This is a genomic window from Alcaligenes sp. GCM10023179 (genome assembly GCF_042653705.1).
Lineage (GTDB): Bacteria > Pseudomonadota > Gammaproteobacteria > Burkholderiales > Burkholderiaceae_B > Alcaligenes > Alcaligenes phenolicus.
In genome coordinates, this window is sequence record NZ_JBHSIQ010000001.1 from 1,805,889 (window position 1) to 1,823,877 (window position 17,989).

General features: G+C 55.9%; 14 protein-coding genes. 11 read left to right on the forward strand and 3 right to left on the reverse strand.

All coding sequences use genetic code 11. From position 1 onward, the window contains the following. The first annotated feature begins 26 nt into the window (after window positions 1-26). Complete coding sequence (locus ACFPDR_RS08165; RefSeq protein ID WP_021446542.1) at window positions 27-2,294, forward strand: arginine/lysine/ornithine decarboxylase; 2,268 nt, start codon at window positions 27-29, stop codon at window positions 2,292-2,294. A 191-nt stretch (window positions 2,295-2,485) separates the two neighbouring features. Here ACFPDR_RS08165 and ACFPDR_RS08170 read toward each other — a convergent pair whose 3' ends face one another. After that, window positions 2,486-3,379 (reverse strand): LysR family transcriptional regulator, encoded by an 894-nt coding sequence (locus tag ACFPDR_RS08170; protein ID WP_376910984.1) that lies wholly within the window; start codon window positions 3,377-3,379, stop codon window positions 2,486-2,488. Between the two features lie 285 nt (window positions 3,380-3,664). On the opposite strand from ACFPDR_RS08170, the gene ACFPDR_RS08175 reads away from it, so the two are divergent. After that, complete coding sequence (locus ACFPDR_RS08175; RefSeq protein WP_021446543.1) at window positions 3,665-3,805, forward strand: hypothetical protein; 141 nt, start codon at window positions 3,665-3,667, stop codon at window positions 3,803-3,805. A gap of 69 nt (window positions 3,806-3,874) precedes the next feature. On the opposite strand, the gene ACFPDR_RS08180 is transcribed toward ACFPDR_RS08175, so the two are convergent. Next, on the reverse strand, window positions 3,875-4,660 hold the full coding sequence (locus tag ACFPDR_RS08180; RefSeq protein WP_376910985.1) for an isocitrate lyase/PEP mutase family protein: 786 nt from the start codon (window positions 4,658-4,660) through the stop codon (window positions 3,875-3,877). Between the two features lie 61 nt (window positions 4,661-4,721). Next, a complete protein-coding gene (locus tag ACFPDR_RS08185) occupies window positions 4,722-5,183 on the reverse strand; it encodes a universal stress protein (protein WP_009457090.1) in 462 nt (153 codons plus the stop codon). 193 nt (window positions 5,184-5,376) lie between these two features. Here ACFPDR_RS08185 and ACFPDR_RS08190 point away from each other — a divergent pair, with 193 nt between their 5' ends. The 9 genes from ACFPDR_RS08190 (at window position 5,377) to ACFPDR_RS08230 (ending at window position 17,983) form a co-directional block, all read left to right on the forward strand. Beyond that, on the forward strand, window positions 5,377-6,558 hold the full coding sequence (locus ACFPDR_RS08190; protein ID WP_060185136.1) for an acetyl-CoA C-acyltransferase family protein: 1,182 nt from the start codon (window positions 5,377-5,379) through the stop codon (window positions 6,556-6,558). Window positions 6,559-6,816: 258 nt separating this feature from the next. Beyond that, window positions 6,817-7,989, forward strand: coding sequence for a beta-ketothiolase BktB (bktB, locus tag ACFPDR_RS08195; protein ID WP_060185135.1), 1,173 nt, complete (start codon window positions 6,817-6,819; stop codon window positions 7,987-7,989). Between the two features lie 186 nt (window positions 7,990-8,175). After that, window positions 8,176-8,937 carry a spermidine synthase gene (locus tag ACFPDR_RS08200; protein ID WP_035271766.1) on the forward strand — a complete coding sequence of 254 codons (762 nt, stop codon included), beginning with the start codon at window positions 8,176-8,178 and terminating at the stop codon, window positions 8,935-8,937. A 98-nt stretch (window positions 8,938-9,035) separates the two neighbouring features. Then, complete coding sequence (locus ACFPDR_RS08205; protein WP_009457081.1) at window positions 9,036-10,004, forward strand: ABC transporter substrate-binding protein; 969 nt, start codon at window positions 9,036-9,038, stop codon at window positions 10,002-10,004. A 79-nt stretch (window positions 10,005-10,083) separates the two neighbouring features. Next, window positions 10,084-10,980: an ABC transporter permease gene (locus ACFPDR_RS08210; RefSeq protein WP_009457079.1), complete on the forward strand. Its 897-nt coding sequence runs from the start codon at window positions 10,084-10,086 to the stop codon at window positions 10,978-10,980. Then, window positions 10,980-11,774, forward strand: coding sequence for an ABC transporter ATP-binding protein (locus ACFPDR_RS08215; RefSeq protein WP_009457077.1), 795 nt, complete (start codon window positions 10,980-10,982; stop codon window positions 11,772-11,774). Before ACFPDR_RS08210 ends, ACFPDR_RS08215 begins: the two co-directional genes overlap by 1 nt. Window positions 11,775-12,081: 307 nt before the next feature. Beyond that, window positions 12,082-13,320, forward strand: a complete 1,239-nt coding sequence (locus tag ACFPDR_RS08220) for an efflux RND transporter periplasmic adaptor subunit (RefSeq protein ID WP_060185133.1) — start codon at window positions 12,082-12,084, stop codon at window positions 13,318-13,320. A gap of 5 nt (window positions 13,321-13,325) precedes the next feature. Beyond that, window positions 13,326-16,520: an efflux RND transporter permease subunit gene (locus ACFPDR_RS08225; RefSeq protein WP_060185132.1), complete on the forward strand. Its 3,195-nt coding sequence runs from the start codon at window positions 13,326-13,328 to the stop codon at window positions 16,518-16,520. Next, window positions 16,520-17,983: an efflux transporter outer membrane subunit gene (locus ACFPDR_RS08230; protein WP_060185131.1), complete on the forward strand. Its 1,464-nt coding sequence runs from the start codon at window positions 16,520-16,522 to the stop codon at window positions 17,981-17,983. Before ACFPDR_RS08225 ends, ACFPDR_RS08230 begins: the two co-directional genes overlap by 1 nt. The last annotated feature ends 6 nt before the right edge of the window (window positions 17,984-17,989 follow it).

Genomic DNA, 17,989 nt, shown 5'->3' on the forward strand with positions numbered 1-17,989 from the left:
GCACTCCCTTGTATTAAGGACATGGCATGCAATATCAATTCCCCATTGTGATCATCGATGAGGATTTTCGTTCTGAAAATGCGTCTGGTCTGAGCATTCGTGTATTAGCAGATGCGATCGAGGCCGAAGGCTTCGAGGTGTTGGGAACCACCAGTTATGGCGATCTGAGTCAATTTGCCCAGCAGCAAAGTCGTGCCAGCGCGTTTATTTTGTCCATCGATGATGAGGAGTTCACGCAAGATGGAGACAGCGCCCCGGCGCTGGTCAATCTACGTGCCTTTATTCGGGCTGTGCGTCGTCGCAATACCGATGTGCCTATTTATGTGTATGGCGAGACTAAAACGGCTCGTCATATGCCAAACGATATCTTGCGCGAGCTGCAAGGCGTCATTCACATGTTCGAGGATACGCCCGAGTTCGTGGCGCGCCACATCGTGCGTGAAGCGCGCAGTTATGTGGAAGGCGTCAAGCCTCCATTTCTGAAAGCCTTGCTCGATTACGCCGAGGATGGCTCGTATTCATGGCATTGCCCCGGTCATTCCGGCGGCGTAGCCTTTCTGAAAAGCCCGGTCGGGCAGATTTTTCACCAGTTTTTTGGCGAGAACATGCTGCGTGCCGACGTCTGCAATGCCGTTGAAGAACTGGGCCAACTGCTGGATCACAACGGGGCCATTGGTGCCAGCGAACGCAATGCCGCGCGTATTTTCAACGCTGATCACTGCTTTTTCGTGACCAACGGCACCAGCACCAGCAACAAGATTGTCTGGCACCATGCCGTGGCTCCGGGCGATGTGGTGGTCGTGGACCGTAACTGCCACAAATCCATCCTGCACAGCATTGTGATGACGGGGGCTATCCCCGTGTTTCTGCGTCCTACGCGTAACCACTTCGGGATTATTGGCCCGATTGCGCGCAGCGAATTTGATATCGAGACCATTCGCGAGAAGATCCGCAAGCACCCCTTGCTCTCGCATCTGGATGCCGATACGGTCAAACCTCGTGTGCTGACGCTGACCCAGTCCACCTACGACGGCATTATTTACGACACCCAGGTGATCAAGAATGCCGTGGATGGTTACGTGGAAGTGCTGCATTTTGATGAAGCCTGGATTCCGCACGCGGCTTTCCATCCCTTCTATGGTCAGTTTCACGCCATGGGCAAGAACCGTCCGCGTCCGCAAGAAACCATGGTGTTCTCCACCCAGTCCACGCACAAGCTGCTAGCCGGTTTGAGCCAGGCCAGCCACGTGCTGGCACAGGACTCGGTCACTCGTAGCCTGGATCGTCATTTGTTCAATGAAGCCTATCTGATGCACACCAGCACCAGCCCGCAGTACGCGATTATTGCGTCTTGCGACGTGGCCGCTGCCATGATGGAGCCACCCGGTGGTCGTGTGCTGGTTGAGGAAAGCATTATTGAAGCTCTGGATTTCCGCCGTGCCATGCGCAAGGTCGAATCGCAGTTTGACGAAGACGATTGGTGGTTCAAGGTCTGGGGCCCGCCAACACTGGCAGAAGACGGTGTGGGCAAGCCTGAGGACTGGATCATTACGGACGATGCGGAGCATAGCGAGTGGCACGGTTTCGGCCCGCTGGCTGATGGCTTCAATATGCTGGATCCGATCAAGGCCACGATTGTTACCCCCGGCCTGGATCTGACAGGCACATTTGGTGAAACCGGCATTCCGGCTTCTATCGTGACCAAGTTTCTGGCGCAACGTGGCGTGATTGTGGAGAAGATTGGCCTGTACAGCTTCTTCATCATGTTCACCATCGGCATTACCAAAGGCCGCTGGAACTCTCTGGTCACAGCGCTACAGCAGTTCAAGGACGATTACGACCGCAACTTGCCTGTCTGGCGTGTTCTGCCGCAGTTTGCGCGCCAGTATCCTTGTTACGAGGAAATGGGCTTGCGCGATTTGTGCCAGCATGTGCACCAGTTGTACGCCAAGCACGACATTGCCCGTTTGATGACCGATATGTACCTGTCGGATGTGGTGCCTGTCATGCGTCCGGCTGATGCTTTTGCCTGCATTGCGCAGCGTCGTACGGAACGGGTCGAGATTGATCAGCTGGAAGGTCGCGTGACTACCAACTTGATCACACCTTATCCCCCCGGTATCCCGCTCCTGATTCCTGGTGAAGCCTTTAACAAGACGATTGTGGATTTCCTGAAGTTCTCGCGTGAACTGCATCGCCAGTGTCCGGGCTTTGGTACGGATATCCACGGTTTTGTGGAAGAGGTGGATGCCTCCGGTCAGAAGCGTTACTACGTGGACTGCGTGGCACAGTAAAGCAGTTTGCTATCCAGGGCCGGGGCAGGGCATCGGCCTTTGGGTAGAGCAGTGAAGCAAGCGGGCCTGATGAGGGATGTTCAGGGTTCTGGAAGACTTCCAGACTTGAAGTGTCTGTCATCAGGCCCGTTTTTTTATGGGCTGTCTATCTGCCACGAATCCTTGCGACAGGTTCGTGTTGCAGAGGCTTGTTACAGACTTTGCGCTGTGCGCAAGGCACATTCCAGCAGCCGTGAAGTCAGTGCTTGGGGATCACGGTCTGCCCGCAAGATCGCCACAACCCGGCGTTGCAGGGCAGGTTGCTCAATCGGGTATTTATGCAGATTGTGCTCGTGCAGCAGATTGTCAGGAATGCGGCTCGGCAAGATACAGTCCCCCAATCCTGACGCTACCAGTCGCAACATGGCATCTATGGTTTCGACCTCCGCCACAAATTCGGGGTGCAGGCCGCTGCTGTGAATCATGCGGCGCAGGGCGTAACGGGGCGGAAAACCGATCAGGCGCAAGGCCTGGTGGCTTAAATCTGCACTCGGAAGAGGCTCCAGCTTGGCAGAGATGCGGCACATTTGGTCGTCAAACAGGGTGTGCGAGATCAAGCCGCCACAGTCCACCGCCGAGTCATATACAAAACCCACATCGGCTTTGCCGCTTTCCACCAAAGCCACTACCTCGGGCGAGCTGCGTCCCAATAAGGACAGATTCACGCCAGGGTGGGCACTCATGAATGCGGCAGCGACATCGGACATGAAGTAGTAGCTCAGAGTATGGACGGTGGCCAGCCGCACAGTACCTGAATTGACGCCGTGCTCCTGACGCACGGCATGGATGGCGCTGTCAATACGGCTATAGGCCGGTTCGATTGCTTGGCGCAGCAGCTCGCCCGCATCATTCAGGCTGACTCCGCGCCCGGTACGGGTAAACAGGGTTTGGCCCAGGCTTTGTTCCAGCGAGCTTAATTGTTTGCTCAGGCTGGATTGGCTTTGTCCCAAATCATCAGCCGCTTTGCTGACCGAGCCTAATTGTGCAATGCGTAAAAAACAGCGCAAGGAGCGATCCAGATGATCGGTGGGGCGGGAATCGTGCATGCCATTGTCTCTTTATTGTTGTACTCAAATGGGTGAAAAATGAGTTTTCAAGGGTGCCTGGGGTCTAGGCGAGCCGTAAGATATTCAGGGCAGTTATTTTGGCTTGAATTGTCTATGAAAAGTCTTGTTTTGAATTGCCTTTATTTTGTTCTAACGTCGCCTAATTTGCATCCATAATGCGCCCATATTATGGCCAAAATTGATTTGTGGTCTAATCATTGATATAATAAAGAAATCGGGGCGCTAAGGGCAGCGCCCCCTGTCGATATTGAGCAGGAGTTATTCGTGAGCAAATCGAAACCAGTACGTCGTAAACAGGCCTTTGAGGTTGAGCCCCTGAATTGGGTGGCTCCCAAGAAAGCAGTCGTAGAAACCGATCAGGAAGCCAAAGTGGACGCGTCCAGCGACCAGGCTCAGGACAGCTAAGTTCTGACTGAAGGGTTAAAAAGCGCAAGCCTTGCAGCTTGCGCTTTTTTTATGCCTGCCTGTCTTGTATCAGGACCAGCGGCGATGGGCTTGGGTGGCCGGCAGATGCCCTTGCTCCAGCAGTTGCAGGCTGGCCTCTTCAAAGCGGTTCCAGGTGGCCAGAGCCAGTTGTGACCCTGTGCTGACACGGCGTACACCGATGGCGGCCAAATCGGGCACGTTCAGTCCCGGATGAATCAGCAGCACATTGACGGGCGTAGGTGCCAGTGCCTGGACCACTTGGGCAATATCGTCCAGCTCGCGTAATCCAGGGGCGTAGACCATATCGGCGCCTGCCTGGGCAAAGGCTTTTAGCCGGGTTATGGTTTGTCCCAGATCCAGCGCGTCAATCAGCAGGCCTTCGCTGCGTCCTATTAACAGAACGTCCTCGCCACTGTTGAGAATCGCTTGCTTGGCAGCCTGTATGCGGGCCACAGCCAACTCAAGGTCATACAGTTCGTCGCCATGGCGATCTTCAATGGACAAGCCTGCAATGCCGGTTTCAATGGCCAGGCGGACGTTTTCGGCGACCTGTTCCGGCTCATCGGCAAAGCCATTTTCAAAGTCGGCGTTCAGTGGCAGATTCGTGCTGGCCGCCAGTTCTCGCAAATGCGCCAACAGGGCATCCCGGCCCACCTCAAAATCTTCCAATCCCTTTGACCAGGCAAACGCAGCGCTGCTGCTGGCAATTGCCTGTGCACCCAGTCGTTCCAGACGCTTGGCTCCACCTATGTCCCAGGGGTTGGGCAAAATCAGTAAGCCACTTTCATGCAAGGCTCGAAAACGGCGTCGTTTTTCCTGTGTGCTGACGTTCATGCGGGACTCCTGAGAATAAAAAACGCAAACCGGAGTTTGCGTTTTGATGCCTGGCCGCGTTTTATTTTTTCTTGGCTTTCTTGCGGATCACCAGAACGGGGATTTCCGAGTAGGTCAGAACGTGCTGGGTTTCGCTGCCCAAGAGCAGGCGCTTGTAGCCCTTGCGGCCATGCGAGGACATGACGATCAGGTCAGCTTTCTGCTTTTCAGCGGTAGAAATAATGGCATCGGCCACCAGTTCGGACTTCACCACCAAGCCCTTGACCGAGACACCAATGTCTTTACCGGCCTGCTTGACGGCGGCCAGCTCGGATTGGGCGTGCTCTACCCAGGAGGCTTCGATACGGCTATCGAGCTTCTGGTCGATAATGGGGCCGCCCTCCAGGTAGCTTTGGCGATAGCGCGGAATGACGCGCAGGGCCAGCAATTTGGCGCCGCTGGTCTTGGCCAGATTCAGGGCATGGGTGACAGCGTGGGCGGACAGTTCTGAGCCGTCGGTACATACCAGGATACGCTCGTACATGAGGGGGAATCCTATAAAAAGGGTTATCAAGAACGTGTCTTGTGGGTAAGGTATCAAACCATACTGCGAATTACGGTCTTTGTGTCTGCTTTATGGTTTTCCATGGCAGCCGTGTATATTCGAGTGGACGTTTTTGTCAGCTTGGCTTTTTTATGCTGGTCATCATATCCCAATGGGATTGAGGGAGATTCATATGAAAGAAGTGGTTGTAGTCCAGGCATGCCGTACCGCGATTGGTGATTTTGGTGGTGGACTGAAGAATGTGTCGCCAATCGAAATGGGAGCCACGGTATTGCGCGCGGTACTGGACAGAAGTGGCGTATCGGCGGCAGACGTTCAGCATGTAGTGATGGGGCAGGTTATTCAAACCGAGCCGCGCGATATGTACTTGTCGCGTGTGGCTTCGGTGCAGGCGGGCGTGGGCCACGGAACACCGGCCATGAACGTCAACCGTTTGTGCGGTTCTGGTCTGCAAGCCATTGTGTCGGCCGCGCAGGGCATTCTGGTCGGTGATGCCAAGGTGGCTTTGGCAGGCGGAGCAGAAAGCATGAGCCGTGCGCCCTATATGTCCAGTGCTCATCGCTGGGGCGCTCGCATGGGGGACTCGGTCATGATGGATATGATGACTGGCGCACTGACGGATCCTTTTGATCGCGTTCATATGGGCATTACGGCCGAAAATGTGGCCCGCCAATACGGCGTGACCCGAGCCGATCAGGACGAGCTGGCATTGGAATCGCACCAGCGTGCCCGTCGCGCGATCGAGCAGGGCTATTTTAAAGAGCAGATCGTGCCCATTATCCAGAAAAGCCGTAAGGGCGAGATCGTGTTTGATCAGGACGAGCACGTACGTCTGGACGCCACGATGGAAAACTTTACCGGCCTGAAACCTGTGTTCATGCCTGAAGGCGGCAGTGTTACGGCAGGTAATGCCTCGGGCCTGAATGACGGTGCAGCCGCTGTCTTGCTGATGTGCGCGGAAGAAGCTCGCCAGCGTGGGCTGAAGCCCTTGGCCAAGCTGGTGTCCTGGGGGCATGCCGGGGTGGATCCCAGCATTATGGGTATTGGGCCTGTGCCAGCCAGCCGTCTGGCACTGGAGCGCGCCGGTTTGAGCGTGTCGGATCTGGATGTGATCGAGTCCAACGAAGCTTTTGCCGCCCAAGCGTGCGCAGTCGTGCGTGAACTGGGTCTGGATCCGGCACGTGTGAACCCCAATGGTAGTGGTATCAGCCTGGGCCACCCTATTGGCGCGACCGGCGCCGCTATTACAGTCAAGGCCTTGCATGAACTGCAGCGTGTCCAAGGTCGTTACGCGCTGGTCACCATGTGTATTGGTGGTGGGCAGGGGATTGCGGCGATTTTCGAGCGCCCTTGAACCTTGCTGATTATTTCTCTTTAAGCTTCGTTTAGAGAGCAGGAAAGCCGGAAGTGCTACGAGTCACTTTCCGGCTTTTTTTCGGCATATACAAGTAAATCTTATAAAAACGCCGACTTGATTATTTGTTTTTGTAGTGGACCTTCGTATCCAGCCAATTGCATTGAATTGTTTTAAAAGTAATGCATGGCTTGGGTGACTGAGCATGAAGCCCTTGTTTTTTCTCATCGGAATAAAACGGAATAAAAGGAGGTTCATATGCAAGAAGTCGTTCTGGTTCAGGCTTGTCGAACCGCTTTTGGTAATTTTGGTGGCTCGTTACGGAATGTGCCCCCCATTGAGATGGGGGCGGCGGTCATGCAGGAAGTGTTGGGCAGAAGTGGAGTATCTGCCTCGGAGGTGGAGCAGGTAGTGATGGGGCAGGTGGTGCTGACCGAGCCCCAGGATGTCTATGTGGCGCGTGCAGCCTCCATGAAAGCAGGAGTGGCTCATGAGGCGGTTGCCATGAATGTGAACCGCTTATGTGCATCCGGTTTGCAGGCCATTATTTCGGCAGCGCAAGCGATTGTATTGGGTGAGGCTCGGGTGGCCTTGGCCGGCGGTGTTGAAAGTACCAGTCGAATGCCTTATCTGGCGCCAAGCCAGCGCTGGGGGAGTCGCATGGGCAGTGTGGCCTTGGTAGATGTCTTGTCGGAGATTTTCATCAGTCCTTTGACTCGGGAGCATGTGGGGGTGACGGGGGAGAATGTCGCCAGAAAATACGGTGTGTCCCGCTGTGAGCAAGATCAGTTGGCCCTGGAGTCGCACCGTAGAGCGGCTCGTGCCATTGAAAATGGGTACTTTAAGGAGCAGATCGTCCCGCTGGCGGCCCACGATGGGAGCATCTTCGAGCAGGATGAGCATGTTCGGCATGATGGCAGTCTGGAGCAGCTTGCCGCCTTGAAGCCTATTTTCCAGAGCGACGGGGGGACGGTGACGGCCGGTAATATCTTGGGCCTGGCGGATGCGGCGGCGGTGGTGCTGATGATGGAAGAGGGGCAGGCACGCCGTCAAGGCTTGAAGCCCCTGGGCAAGCTGCGCTCATGGGCGCATGCGGGCGTGGACCCTCAATTTGCGGGAATGGGGCCGGTGCCATCGACTCGCTTGGCGCTCAAGCGGGCGGGACTGACGGTAGCCGATATTGATGTGATCGAGTCCAATGAGGCGTTTGCAGCACAGGTGTGCGCCGTTGCCAAAGAATTGGATTTTGATCCGGAGCGAGTCAATCCAAATGGCGGCAGCATTAGCATGGGGCATCCTTTGGGGGCGACAGGAGCGGCACTGGTAGTCAAGGCCTTGCATGAGTTGCAGCGCATCCAGGGGCGGTATGCTCTGGTCACCATGTGTCATGGCGGTAGCGAGGGAGTAGCCATGATTATCGAACGTCAGTGAGCCGTTCCCCATCAAGTGATCGCTGTTATGATGGCGCCTTGCTAAAAAACGCCGGAAGTGGCGCAATGCCGCCTTCCGGCGCTGTTTTCTCTGTCGTCAGGCCATATCCAGGTTCAGGATTATGTGGGGTGCCACGTTGCTCCCGTGTGAGCCGGGCCGCCTGACTGCTTTGCAAGGAAGAGTTTCATGGCTGGTGAGCAGGGGGACGATAGTCCTACGTTGTCGGAAAGCGAAGGGATCCGTTATCTGCACTTTGGAACGGAGTGGATTCAAGGCGCCATGCGTATTCGCAAGCCCGCTGAATTGGTCTTGGCCTACACACAACAAATGATGGCCTGGCTGCTATTTATGGAAGACCCCAAACCCGAGCACAAACTGGCTATTCTGGGGCTGGGGGCGGGTTCCCTGCTGCGTTTCTGCCTGAAGCAGACCAGCAGTCAGGTACAGACGGTGGAGTGGAATCCGTCGGTGATTGGCATGTGCAATGCTTTCTTCCGGCTGCCGCGCAGCCCACGGTCTCTGATTGATCAGGCTGACGCCGGTGTCTGGGTACAGGATAGCGATCAGCACAGTCAGTATCGCGCCTTGATGGTGGACTTGTACGACGCGCATGCCGAAGGCCCAGTACGTGACAGTCTGGAGTTCTATCAGGATTGCCGCGCGGTTCTGGATGATGAAGGCATCATGACGGTGAATCTTTTTGGTGCCCATCCCAGCTTCAAACATAATATTGACAACATTCGTGAAGCCTTTAATGGCAAAGTATTGCTCTTGCCTGAAATGGACGAGGGCAATCAGGTGGTTCTGGCCTTCAAAGGCAGCACGCTGGAGATGACAGCCGGAGAGCTGCTGAGTCGGGCCGAACAAGTGCAGGCCGATTATGGTTTGCCGGCTACACGTTGGGCCAGGGAACTGCTCTCGTTCCGTCGCCAGATGCAGGACCAGTAGGGGAGCGGGGCAGGGATTACCTGAAGGGTCAAAGTCCTGTCGTTCGCGTTAGACTAAACACCTAAAATTTTCGTTTTTTTGCATCTAAGGAGTATTGGATGAAACTGATCAGATCGGTGCATCAGGTGGCGGCCGCTTTGGCTTGTGTAGGATTGATGTCGGGCGCTGCAGTTCATGCGCAATCTGTATCGGTATCGTCGATTGTGGAACATCCGGCTCTGGACGCCATTAAGGATGGAGTACACAAAGCGCTGACCGATGCTGGTTATAACGAAGCCTCCGGCTTCAAATGGCAGTTTCAGACCGCCCAGGGCAATCCGGCGATTGCCGCTCAGATCGCTCGTAAATTCGTCGGTGACAAGGCTGACGTGATTGTGGCCATTTCCACTCCTTCGGCGCAGGCCGTGGTGTCGGCAACCAAGACTATCCCTGTGGTGTATTCGGCCGTGACCGATCCTGTGGTGGCACACCTGGTGCCCAGCATGGCACCGTCGGGCACCAACGTGACAGGCGTGTCCGATGCGCTGGCACTGGAAGCCCAGGTTGATCTGATCAAGAAAGTCGTGCCTGATGCCAAGCGCGTGGGTATGGTTTACAACCCTGGCGAAGCCAACTCCGCCGTGGTCGTTAAAGAAATGAAAGAATTGCTGCCCAAGCACGGCATGACGCTGGTGGAAGCCACCGCGCCTCGTACCGTGGACGTGGGGGCGGCTGCTCGTAGCCTGGTGGGCAAGGTCGATGTGATCTACACCAATACCGACAATAACGTGGTGTCGGCCTACGAGTCCCTGGTAAAAGTGGGCGTGGACGCCAAAGTGCCTTTGATCGCTTCGGACACCGACAGTGTGGCCCGTGGTGCTATCGCAGCTCTGGGCGTGAACTACTACAACCTGGGTCTGCAGACCGGTCAACAGGTCATCCGTATTCTGAAGGGTGAAAAACCCGGTGATATGGCTTCTGAAACCAGCAGCAATCTGGAACTGTATGTCAATCCGGGCGCTGCCAAGCGCCAAGGCGTTTCGCTTAACGAGGACTTCGTGAAGTCCGCAACAAAAATCGTCGAATAAGCCTGATTTGACTGCTTCTTGCAGGTGGGTTGCCACAAGCTGCCCGCCTGTTTCTTTTGTATCCTAGACGTCCAACAATATGTCTATTTATTCAATGTGGGGGGCCCTGGAGATTGGTCTGATTTTCGGACTGGTTGCTCTGGGTGTTCTGATTTCTTTTCGCATCCTGCGATTTCCTGACCTGACGGTCGATGGTAGTTTTCCTTTGGGTGGGGCGGTTGCCGCCATCCTGATCAGCCAGGGCAATGATCCTTTCCTGGCGACGGTAGTGGCCACTTTTGCTGGTGCCATTGCTGGCACGATTACTGGCTGGTTGAACGTACGCCTGAAAATCATGGATCTGCTGGCCAGTATCCTGATGATGATCGCCTTGTATTCCATCAACCTGCGCATCATGGGCCGTCCCAATGTGCCCCTGATCATGGAGCCGACGGTCTTCACGATTCTGCAGCCCGAATCCATCGCTGACTATATTGCTCGTCCCTTGATGCTGATTGGTTTGGTAATCATTGCCAAACTGGCGCTGGATTGGTTCTTCGGTACGCAAACTGGCCTGGCCATGCGCGCTACCGGCGCCAATGCGCGTATGGCCCGTGCTCAAGGTGTGGCAACTGGCAATATGCTTTTGCTGGGCATGGCTATTTCCAATGCCCTGGTCGCCTTGGCCGGTGCCTTGTTTGCACAATCGCAGGGTGGGGCGGATATCTCCATGGGCATCGGGACCATCGTGATTGGTCTGGCTGCCGTGATTGTGGGTGAAAGCATCTTGCCCGCACGCAAACTGTTCTACGCCACCTTGGCCGTGGTGCTGGGTGCGATTCTGTACCGCTTCTTTATTGCTTTGGCTCTGAATGCCGATGTGATCGGCCTGAAAGCGCAGGACTTGAACCTGGTCACCGCTTTGCTGGTTACCGTGGCACTGGTGATTCCATTGCTCAAGAAAAAGCGTGCTCGTAAACAGAAGGGGGCCCAGTAATGTTAGAAGCAAAAGATCTGTCCCTGACATTTAATCCAGGTACGCCCATTGAAACCCGTGCCTTGCGCGGTTTGTCCCTGACCATTCCCGAAGGGCAGTTCGTGACCGTGATCGGTTCCAACGGTGCGGGCAAGTCTACTTTTCTGAATGCGATCTCGGGCGACCAGTCTGTTGATGATGGCCAAATCATGATCGACAAGGTAGACGTGACTCGCCGCCCGGTCTGGGAGCGAGCCAATTGGGTAGCACGTGTGTTTCAGGATCCGATGGCCGGTACCTGTGAAGATCTGACCATTGAAGAAAATATGGCGCTGGCCACCTGCCGTGGCAGCCGCCGTGGGCTGAGCCGTGCCGTGCGTCACTCCATGCGCGCTGAATTTGCAGAGCGTCTGGAAACCTTGGGTCTGGGTCTGGAAAACCGTCTGACAGACCGCATCGGTTTGTTGTCCGGTGGCCAACGTCAGGCCGTCAGCCTGTTGATGGCGGCCTTGCGTCCTTCCAAGATCTTGCTGCTGGACGAGCATACGGCTGCGCTGGACCCGCGTACGGCTGACTTTGTTTTGCAACTGACCAATCGTATTGTGCGTGAAGGTGGCCTGACCACCATGATGGTCACGCACAGTATGCGTCAGGCTCTGGATGTGGGTGATCGCACGGTCATGTTGCACCAGGGCAAGGTGGTGCTGGATGTCAGTGGTGAACAGCGTCAAGGCCTGGATGTGCGAGATCTGCTGGAGATGTTCGAGCGGGTTCGGGGTGAGACTTTAGCCGACGATAGTTTATTGCTAGGTTAGAAAGCACTATCCCGGATTTGGAAAACCGCGTGAACTCTAGGGGTTAAACGCGGTTTTTTTATATTCAAAAAACCCTAGGTATATGATAATACGTGTTCTTTTGGCATAGGCAGACAGCGGAGCGGGTGCAAGGGGGTAGCTGGCTAATCGTAGTCGCCAAATAATGGCAGGATCGAAATGAGTCTCATCGCAAATTTTCCTGTTTGATTTGCGCTTTTTCGACATATACTTGCTGCTTGTCCAAACCATACAATCCAGTCAGTTTAAGCGTTAAACTCCCATGCAACGCTTAGCTCAGGAGTTCTTCATGTCATTTCAAAGCTTGTTGGGTCGGCAGACTTTTCGTATTGCTGCCTTCTCTTCCTTGGTTCTGCTCGCCGCTTGCGGCAACAAAGAGCCTCAAGCTCCGGCCGGCGGGATGAAGGTCCCGGTCAGTGTGATTACCGTCCAACCGACTTCTACCGAGTTGTTCTCCGAGCTGCCTGGACGAGTCGAAGCAATTAAAGATGCACAAATCCGCGCCCGTGTTTCCGGGATTGTGGAAGAGATCAACTTTGAGCAGGGCGCTGATGTCAAACAAGACCAGCTCTTGTTTACCATTGACCCGGCTCCGTACCGTGCAGTTCGTAATCAAGCAGCAGCCCAGCTGAAAAACGCCCAGGCTGACGCACAAAGTGCCAAGCAATTGGCGCAGCGTTACGAGCGTCTGATCAAGGAAAATGCGGTTTCCCGCCAGGATTACGACAACGCCAAGGCCCGCGCCATGCAGGCCGATGCCGCCATTGCCGCTGCACAGGCGACCCTGGACAGCGCCAATATTGATCTGGGCTACACCAAGATTGTGTCGCCCGTGTCGGGCCGTATCGGCAAGTCCCTGGTTACCGAAGGTGCTCTGGTTTCTGCCGCCAACGCCACCCATATGGCCACCGTGCAGCAACTGGACCGTGTCTATATTGATGTGACGCGTTCCACCGCTGAGCTGACGCAACTGCGTCGTGCCATGGCTGCTGGTACGTTGAAGTCGGCTGGTGAAGGCCAGGCCAAAGCCAAGGCCGTGCTGGAAGATGGCTCCCTGTACGATCAAGATGGCGTTTTGCTGTTTAGCGGTGTCAGCGTGGATCCTTCCACCTCGCAAGTAACCTTGCGTGCCGTGTTCCCGAACCCTGATGAAATTCTCTTGCCCGGTATGTACGTACGCGTTCGTCTGGAACAAGGTGTGATTCCGGATGCCTTGCTGGTGCCCGCGCAGGCTGTTCAGTACACCTCGGATGGCGCTTCTAATATTTACGTGGTTCGTGAAGAGAAAGCCCAGTCTGTACCTGTCGTGTTGGGACCCGAAAGCGATGGTCAGTATGTAGTGGACAAAGGCCTGCAAGCCGGCGACCAGATCATTGTCGAAGGCTTCCAGAAGATTCGTCCCGGTGCCCCTGTCCAGACGATGCCTTGGAAGGGCAACAAGTCAGCCGCTGCACCTGCTCCTGATGCGGCCCCCGCACAGGAACCGGCCGCCGCTGCTGAGCCAAACGAAGCCAAGTCTAGCGAGTAAGCGACATGCCTCAGTTTTTTATTGAAAGGCCCATTTTTGCATGGGTCGTTGCCTTGGCGATCACGCTATTTGGCTTATTGGCTTTGCCCAATATGCCTGTAGCGCAGTATCCCGATGTGGCACCCCCTTCGGTCACCATCCGGGCGACCTACCCAGGTGCAACGGCGGAAGACGTTGCCAGTACGGTAGCCAGTGTGATCGAAGATCAGCTGAACGGTGCCAAAGGCCTGCTGTACTACGAGTCCGTCAGTGACTCCTACGGCTCGACCGAAATCACCGCCACGTTCCGTCCTGGTACCAATCCTGACATGGCTCAGGTGGACGTCCAGAACCGGGTCAGCAACATTACCGCGTCCTTGCCGACAGCGGTGATGGAGCAGGGCCTGCACGTGGAGCAGTCCAGTACCGGCTTTCTGCAAGTGGTGACCTTGTCCTCCACGGACGGCAGTCTGGATCAGACAGCTCTGGCTGACTACATCGAACGCAATATCAAGAACACGATTTCTCGTGTTCCTGGTGTGGCTCGCTTCCAGCTGTTTGCAGCCGGTCGCGCCATGCGTGTGTGGCTGGACCCTGCCAAGCTGGTCGGTTACCAGATGAGCCCAGCGGACGTGACCAACGCCATTCGTCAGCAAAACATGCTGGTGTCTGCCGGTATTCTGGGTGGCCCACCCAATCAGGACAGTCAGCGTGTGGCCGCACCCATTACGGTGAACGGTCAGTTGGCAACCGTGGAAGAGTTTGAAAACATCATTCTGCGCTCGCAGCCTGATGGCTCGACCGTGCGTATTAAAGACGTCGCTCGTGTGGAAGTGGGGGCGGACAACTACCAGTTTGGTGCCCGTCTGAACAGCAAGCCGACAGCGGCTTTTGCTATCTCCTTGTTGCCTGAGGCGAACGCGCTGGATACTGCCGCGGCAATTAAAGTCGAAATGGAGAAGTTGGCCGAGTTCTTCCCGGAAAACATCCGCTACGACATTCCTTACGACACCTCGCCCTACGTGGACAAGTCCATCACCCAGGTGGTTTACACCTTGCTGGAAGCCATGGTCTTGGTGTTCATCGTGATGTACGTGTTCCTGCAAAACGTGCGCTACACCCTGATCCCCGCACTGGTGGTGCCGGTGGCTATCTTGGGGGCTTTCGCGGTGATGCAGGTGCTGGGTATGTCAGTGAACGTGCTGACCATGTTCGCGATGGTGCTGGCCATTGGTATTTTGGTGGACGACGCGATCGTGGTGGTGGAGAACGTCGAACGTATCATGGTGGAAGACGGGCTCTCGCCTAAGGAAGCGACCAAGAAAGCCATGCCGCAAATTAGTGGCGCTATTGTGGGTATTACGCTGGTGCTGTCGGCCGTGTTCTTGCCCCTGGCATTCATGGCCGGTTCGGTGGGGGTGATTTACCGTCAGTTCTCGGTGGCCATGGCCGTGTCGATTGCCTTCTCCGGCTTTTTGGCACTGACCTTTACACCTGCCTTGTGCGCGACTTTGTTGAAACCTATCCCCAAGGGCCATCACGAAACCAAGCGTGGCTTCTTTGGCTGGTTCAACCGTGTCTTTACGCGTACCACTAATGGTTACGAAAGCTTTATTGGCAAGACCTTGCGTCGTGGCGGTCGGATGATGTTCATCTACCTGATCATGGTGCTGGTGCTGGGCTTCCTGTACATGCGTATGCCAACCGCGTTCTTGCCCGAGGAAGATCAGGGCTACGTGATTGCCAACATCGAACTGCCTGCCGGTTCGACGGCCAACCGTACGATTGAAACCATCTCCAAGGTAGAGGACTACTTCAAAGAGCAGCCTCAGGTTGAAAACATCATTGCTGTGCAAGGCTTCAGCTTTAACGGTAGTGGTTTGAACTCGGCGATTGCCTTTGTGCCCTTGAAAGACTTCAACGAACGTAAAGGCAAGGAAAACTCGGCTCAAGCTATTTCCGGCAAGGCCATGGGCCAATTGCTGTTCGGTTTGCCCGACTCCATGGTGATCGCGATTGTGCCCCCCGCTATTTCTGCTCTGGGTAACTCCTCGGGTATTGATATGCGTCTGGAAGACCGCGGTGGCATGGGGCACGATGCCCTGATGGCAGCAGCGGATCAGTTGCTGGCCCTGGCCAAGGCAAGCCCTGTGTTCGATCCACAGAGTGTACGTATCACGGGCTTGGGACCTGGCAAACAGATCCGTCTGGAAATTGACCGTGACAAGGCGGCTGCCTTGGGTGTGAACTTCAGCGAAGCCTCTGCCTTGATCAGTGGCGCCCTGGGCTCGTCTTTTGTGGGTAAATTCACCAACCAGGGACGTGTGCAAAGTGTCTGGGTACAAGCTGATGCGCCATATCGCATGACCATCGACGATGTGCTCAAGCTCAACGCTCGCAACAGCGAAGGCAAGATGGTTCCGCTGTCGGCCTTTGTCAGCCAGACGACCGAACAGGGTCCGGTACAGATCGTGCGCTACAACAGCTACGAGTCTGTCCGTATCGGTGGTGGCCCCGCTCCAGGCTATACCTCGGGTGAAGCCATGATCGAGATGGAAAACCTGATGAAGCAGTTGCCTAGCGGCTTTGGTGTGGACTGGACAGGTCTGTCTTATCAAGAGCGTCAGGCCGCAGGCCAGTCCGCTATCTTGATGGGCTTGGCGGTTCTGGTGGTGTTCATGCTGCTGGCTGCCTTGTACGAAAGCTGGGCGATTCCGCTGTCGGTGATGCTGGCCGTACCGCTGGGTATGCTGGGTTCGGTCTTGCTGGTCTCCGGTCTGGGTATGCCTAACGACGTGTACTTCCAGGTGGGTATCGTGACGGTGATCGGTCTGTCAGCGAAGAACGCGATTCTGATTGTGGAGTTTGCCAAGGATGCCTACGCACGTGGTGCTACCTTGATCGACGCCACTCTGGAAGCCGCTCGCTTGCGTTTCCGTCCTATCTTGATGACCTCTTTCGCCTTTGTGCTGGGTGTGGTGCCTCTGGCTACCTCCACTGGTGCGGGTGCTGCCAGCCAGAACGCCGTGGGTCTGGGTGTGCTGGGTGGTATGTTGGCCGCAACGCCTTTGGCTGTCTTGATGGTGCCGACCTTCTTTGTCGTGATCCTCAAGCTCTTTAAAACTAAACCCCGTCTGTTTGGCGAAGCCGCTAAATTGCACGAGGAAGAACAGGCCAAACAAGCTGCACAGCCGGCCGGTTCGCAAGGAGGACAGCACTGATGTCTAGCATGTTTTTACGTAGCCCCTTGGTGCTGGCCGTGGCGTTTGCCTTGTCGGCTTGCTCCTTGGCACCGAAGTACGAGCGTCCTGATTCTCCCGTGCCCGCACAATTCCCTCTGGCCCAGCAGGGCCAGGCGGATGCGGCACAGGCTGCTGATCTGGGCTGGCGTGAATTCTTTACGGATCCGCGTCTGCATGCCCTGATCGAGCAGGCTCTGGAGAATAACCGCGATCTGCGTATTGCCACCCAGCGCATCGAGGAAGCTCGCGCGCAATACGGCGTGGCACGCAGTGACCAGTTGCCCAGCATTGGTGTGCAGGCGGCCGAGCAGGCCACCCACACACCGGCTGAACTGCGTCCTGGTGGCCCAAATTCGGCCCCCGTAACCCGTACGTTCCAGGCCGGTGTCGGTATCACTGCTTTCGAGCTGGACTTCTTTGGTCGAGTGCGTGATCTGGCCCGTGCTGCTCAAGAACAGTACTTTGCCACCGAGCAGGCTCAACGTACCGCCCATATCGCCCTGGTGGCGGGCACCGCCGAAGCCTACTTCAAGGTACGTACTGCCGAAGAACTGCATGCTTTGATGAGCAATACCTTGCGCAGCCGTCAAGAGACATTGCGCCTGGTGCAGTCTTCTTACGATGCCGGTACGGTGTCGGCGCTGGACCTGAACCAGGCCAAGGTGCAATACAACACCGTGCGTTCCGATATGCAGGCTGTCGAGCGTGATCGTCAGCGTGCACTCAATGCCTTGCAGGTCTTGTTGGGCGGTGAAATACCGGCTGACTTGCCAGCAGGCTTGCCCTTTACCCGTGCTCAGCTGATGCCTAGCTTGCCTGTAGGGTTGTCGGCCGAGTTGCTGGAGCGTCGTCCTGACATCCTGGCCGCCGAGCACGTCTTGCGTGGTTCCAACTACAGCATCGGTGCAGCACGCGCTGCTTTTTTCCCGCGTCTGAGCCTGACCGGTCTGCTGGGCTTCATGAGCCCCGAGCTGGGTGGTCTGTTCAGTTCGGGTAACCGTTACTGGCAGTTCCAGCCGCAAATTACCATGCCGCTGCTCTCGGGCAGTACCTGGGCCAATTTGGATCTGGCCGAGGCTCGTCGTGACATTGCGATCAGCCAGTATGAAAAAACCATTCAGGAAGCCTTCCGCGAAGTGGCTGATGCTTTGGCGGGCGAAGCCACCTACGGTCAGCAGATCGACGCCTTGCAAGAGGTTGATCAGGCTGCCAGCGAAAGCTTGCGTCTGGCCAAGCTGCGTTACGAAGTGGGTATAGACAGCTTCCTGCAGGTGCAAACGGCGGAAGTCAGCCTGTACGGTACGCGTCAAGCCTATATTCAGACTGGCTTGGCATCCCTGATGAACCGGGTCGAGTTGTACAAGGCTTTGGGTGGCGGCTGGACAGCTGAAACCGTCAAGCCTGAAACAAAGACCCAGGCCACTGGGACAGCACCGGAGTAAACAGGC

Coding starts and splice junctions, on each gene's coding strand:
- ACFPDR_RS08165 (WP_021446542.1), top strand. CDS start 27: ATGCAATATCAATTCCCCATTGTGATCATCGATGAGGATTTTCGTTCT.
- ACFPDR_RS08210 (WP_009457079.1), top strand. CDS start 10,084: ATGTCTATTTATTCAATGTGGGGGGCCCTGGAGATTGGTCTGATTTTC.
- ACFPDR_RS08205 (WP_009457081.1), top strand. CDS start 9,036: ATGAAACTGATCAGATCGGTGCATCAGGTGGCGGCCGCTTTGGCTTGT.
- ACFPDR_RS08225 (WP_060185132.1), top strand. CDS start 13,326: ATGCCTCAGTTTTTTATTGAAAGGCCCATTTTTGCATGGGTCGTTGCC.
- ACFPDR_RS08200 (WP_035271766.1), top strand. CDS start 8,176: ATGGCTGGTGAGCAGGGGGACGATAGTCCTACGTTGTCGGAAAGCGAA.
- ACFPDR_RS08180 (WP_376910985.1), bottom strand. CDS start 4,660: ATGAACGTCAGCACACAGGAAAAACGACGCCGTTTTCGAGCCTTGCAT.
- ACFPDR_RS08170 (WP_376910984.1), bottom strand. CDS start 3,379: ATGCACGATTCCCGCCCCACCGATCATCTGGATCGCTCCTTGCGCTGT.
- ACFPDR_RS08190 (WP_060185136.1), top strand. CDS start 5,377: ATGAAAGAAGTGGTTGTAGTCCAGGCATGCCGTACCGCGATTGGTGAT.
- ACFPDR_RS08230 (WP_060185131.1), top strand. CDS start 16,520: ATGTCTAGCATGTTTTTACGTAGCCCCTTGGTGCTGGCCGTGGCGTTT.
- ACFPDR_RS08185 (WP_009457090.1), bottom strand. CDS start 5,183: ATGTACGAGCGTATCCTGGTATGTACCGACGGCTCAGAACTGTCCGCC.
- ACFPDR_RS08220 (WP_060185133.1), top strand. CDS start 12,082: ATGTCATTTCAAAGCTTGTTGGGTCGGCAGACTTTTCGTATTGCTGCC.
- ACFPDR_RS08215 (WP_009457077.1), top strand. CDS start 10,980: ATGTTAGAAGCAAAAGATCTGTCCCTGACATTTAATCCAGGTACGCCC.
- bktB (WP_060185135.1), top strand. CDS start 6,817: ATGCAAGAAGTCGTTCTGGTTCAGGCTTGTCGAACCGCTTTTGGTAAT.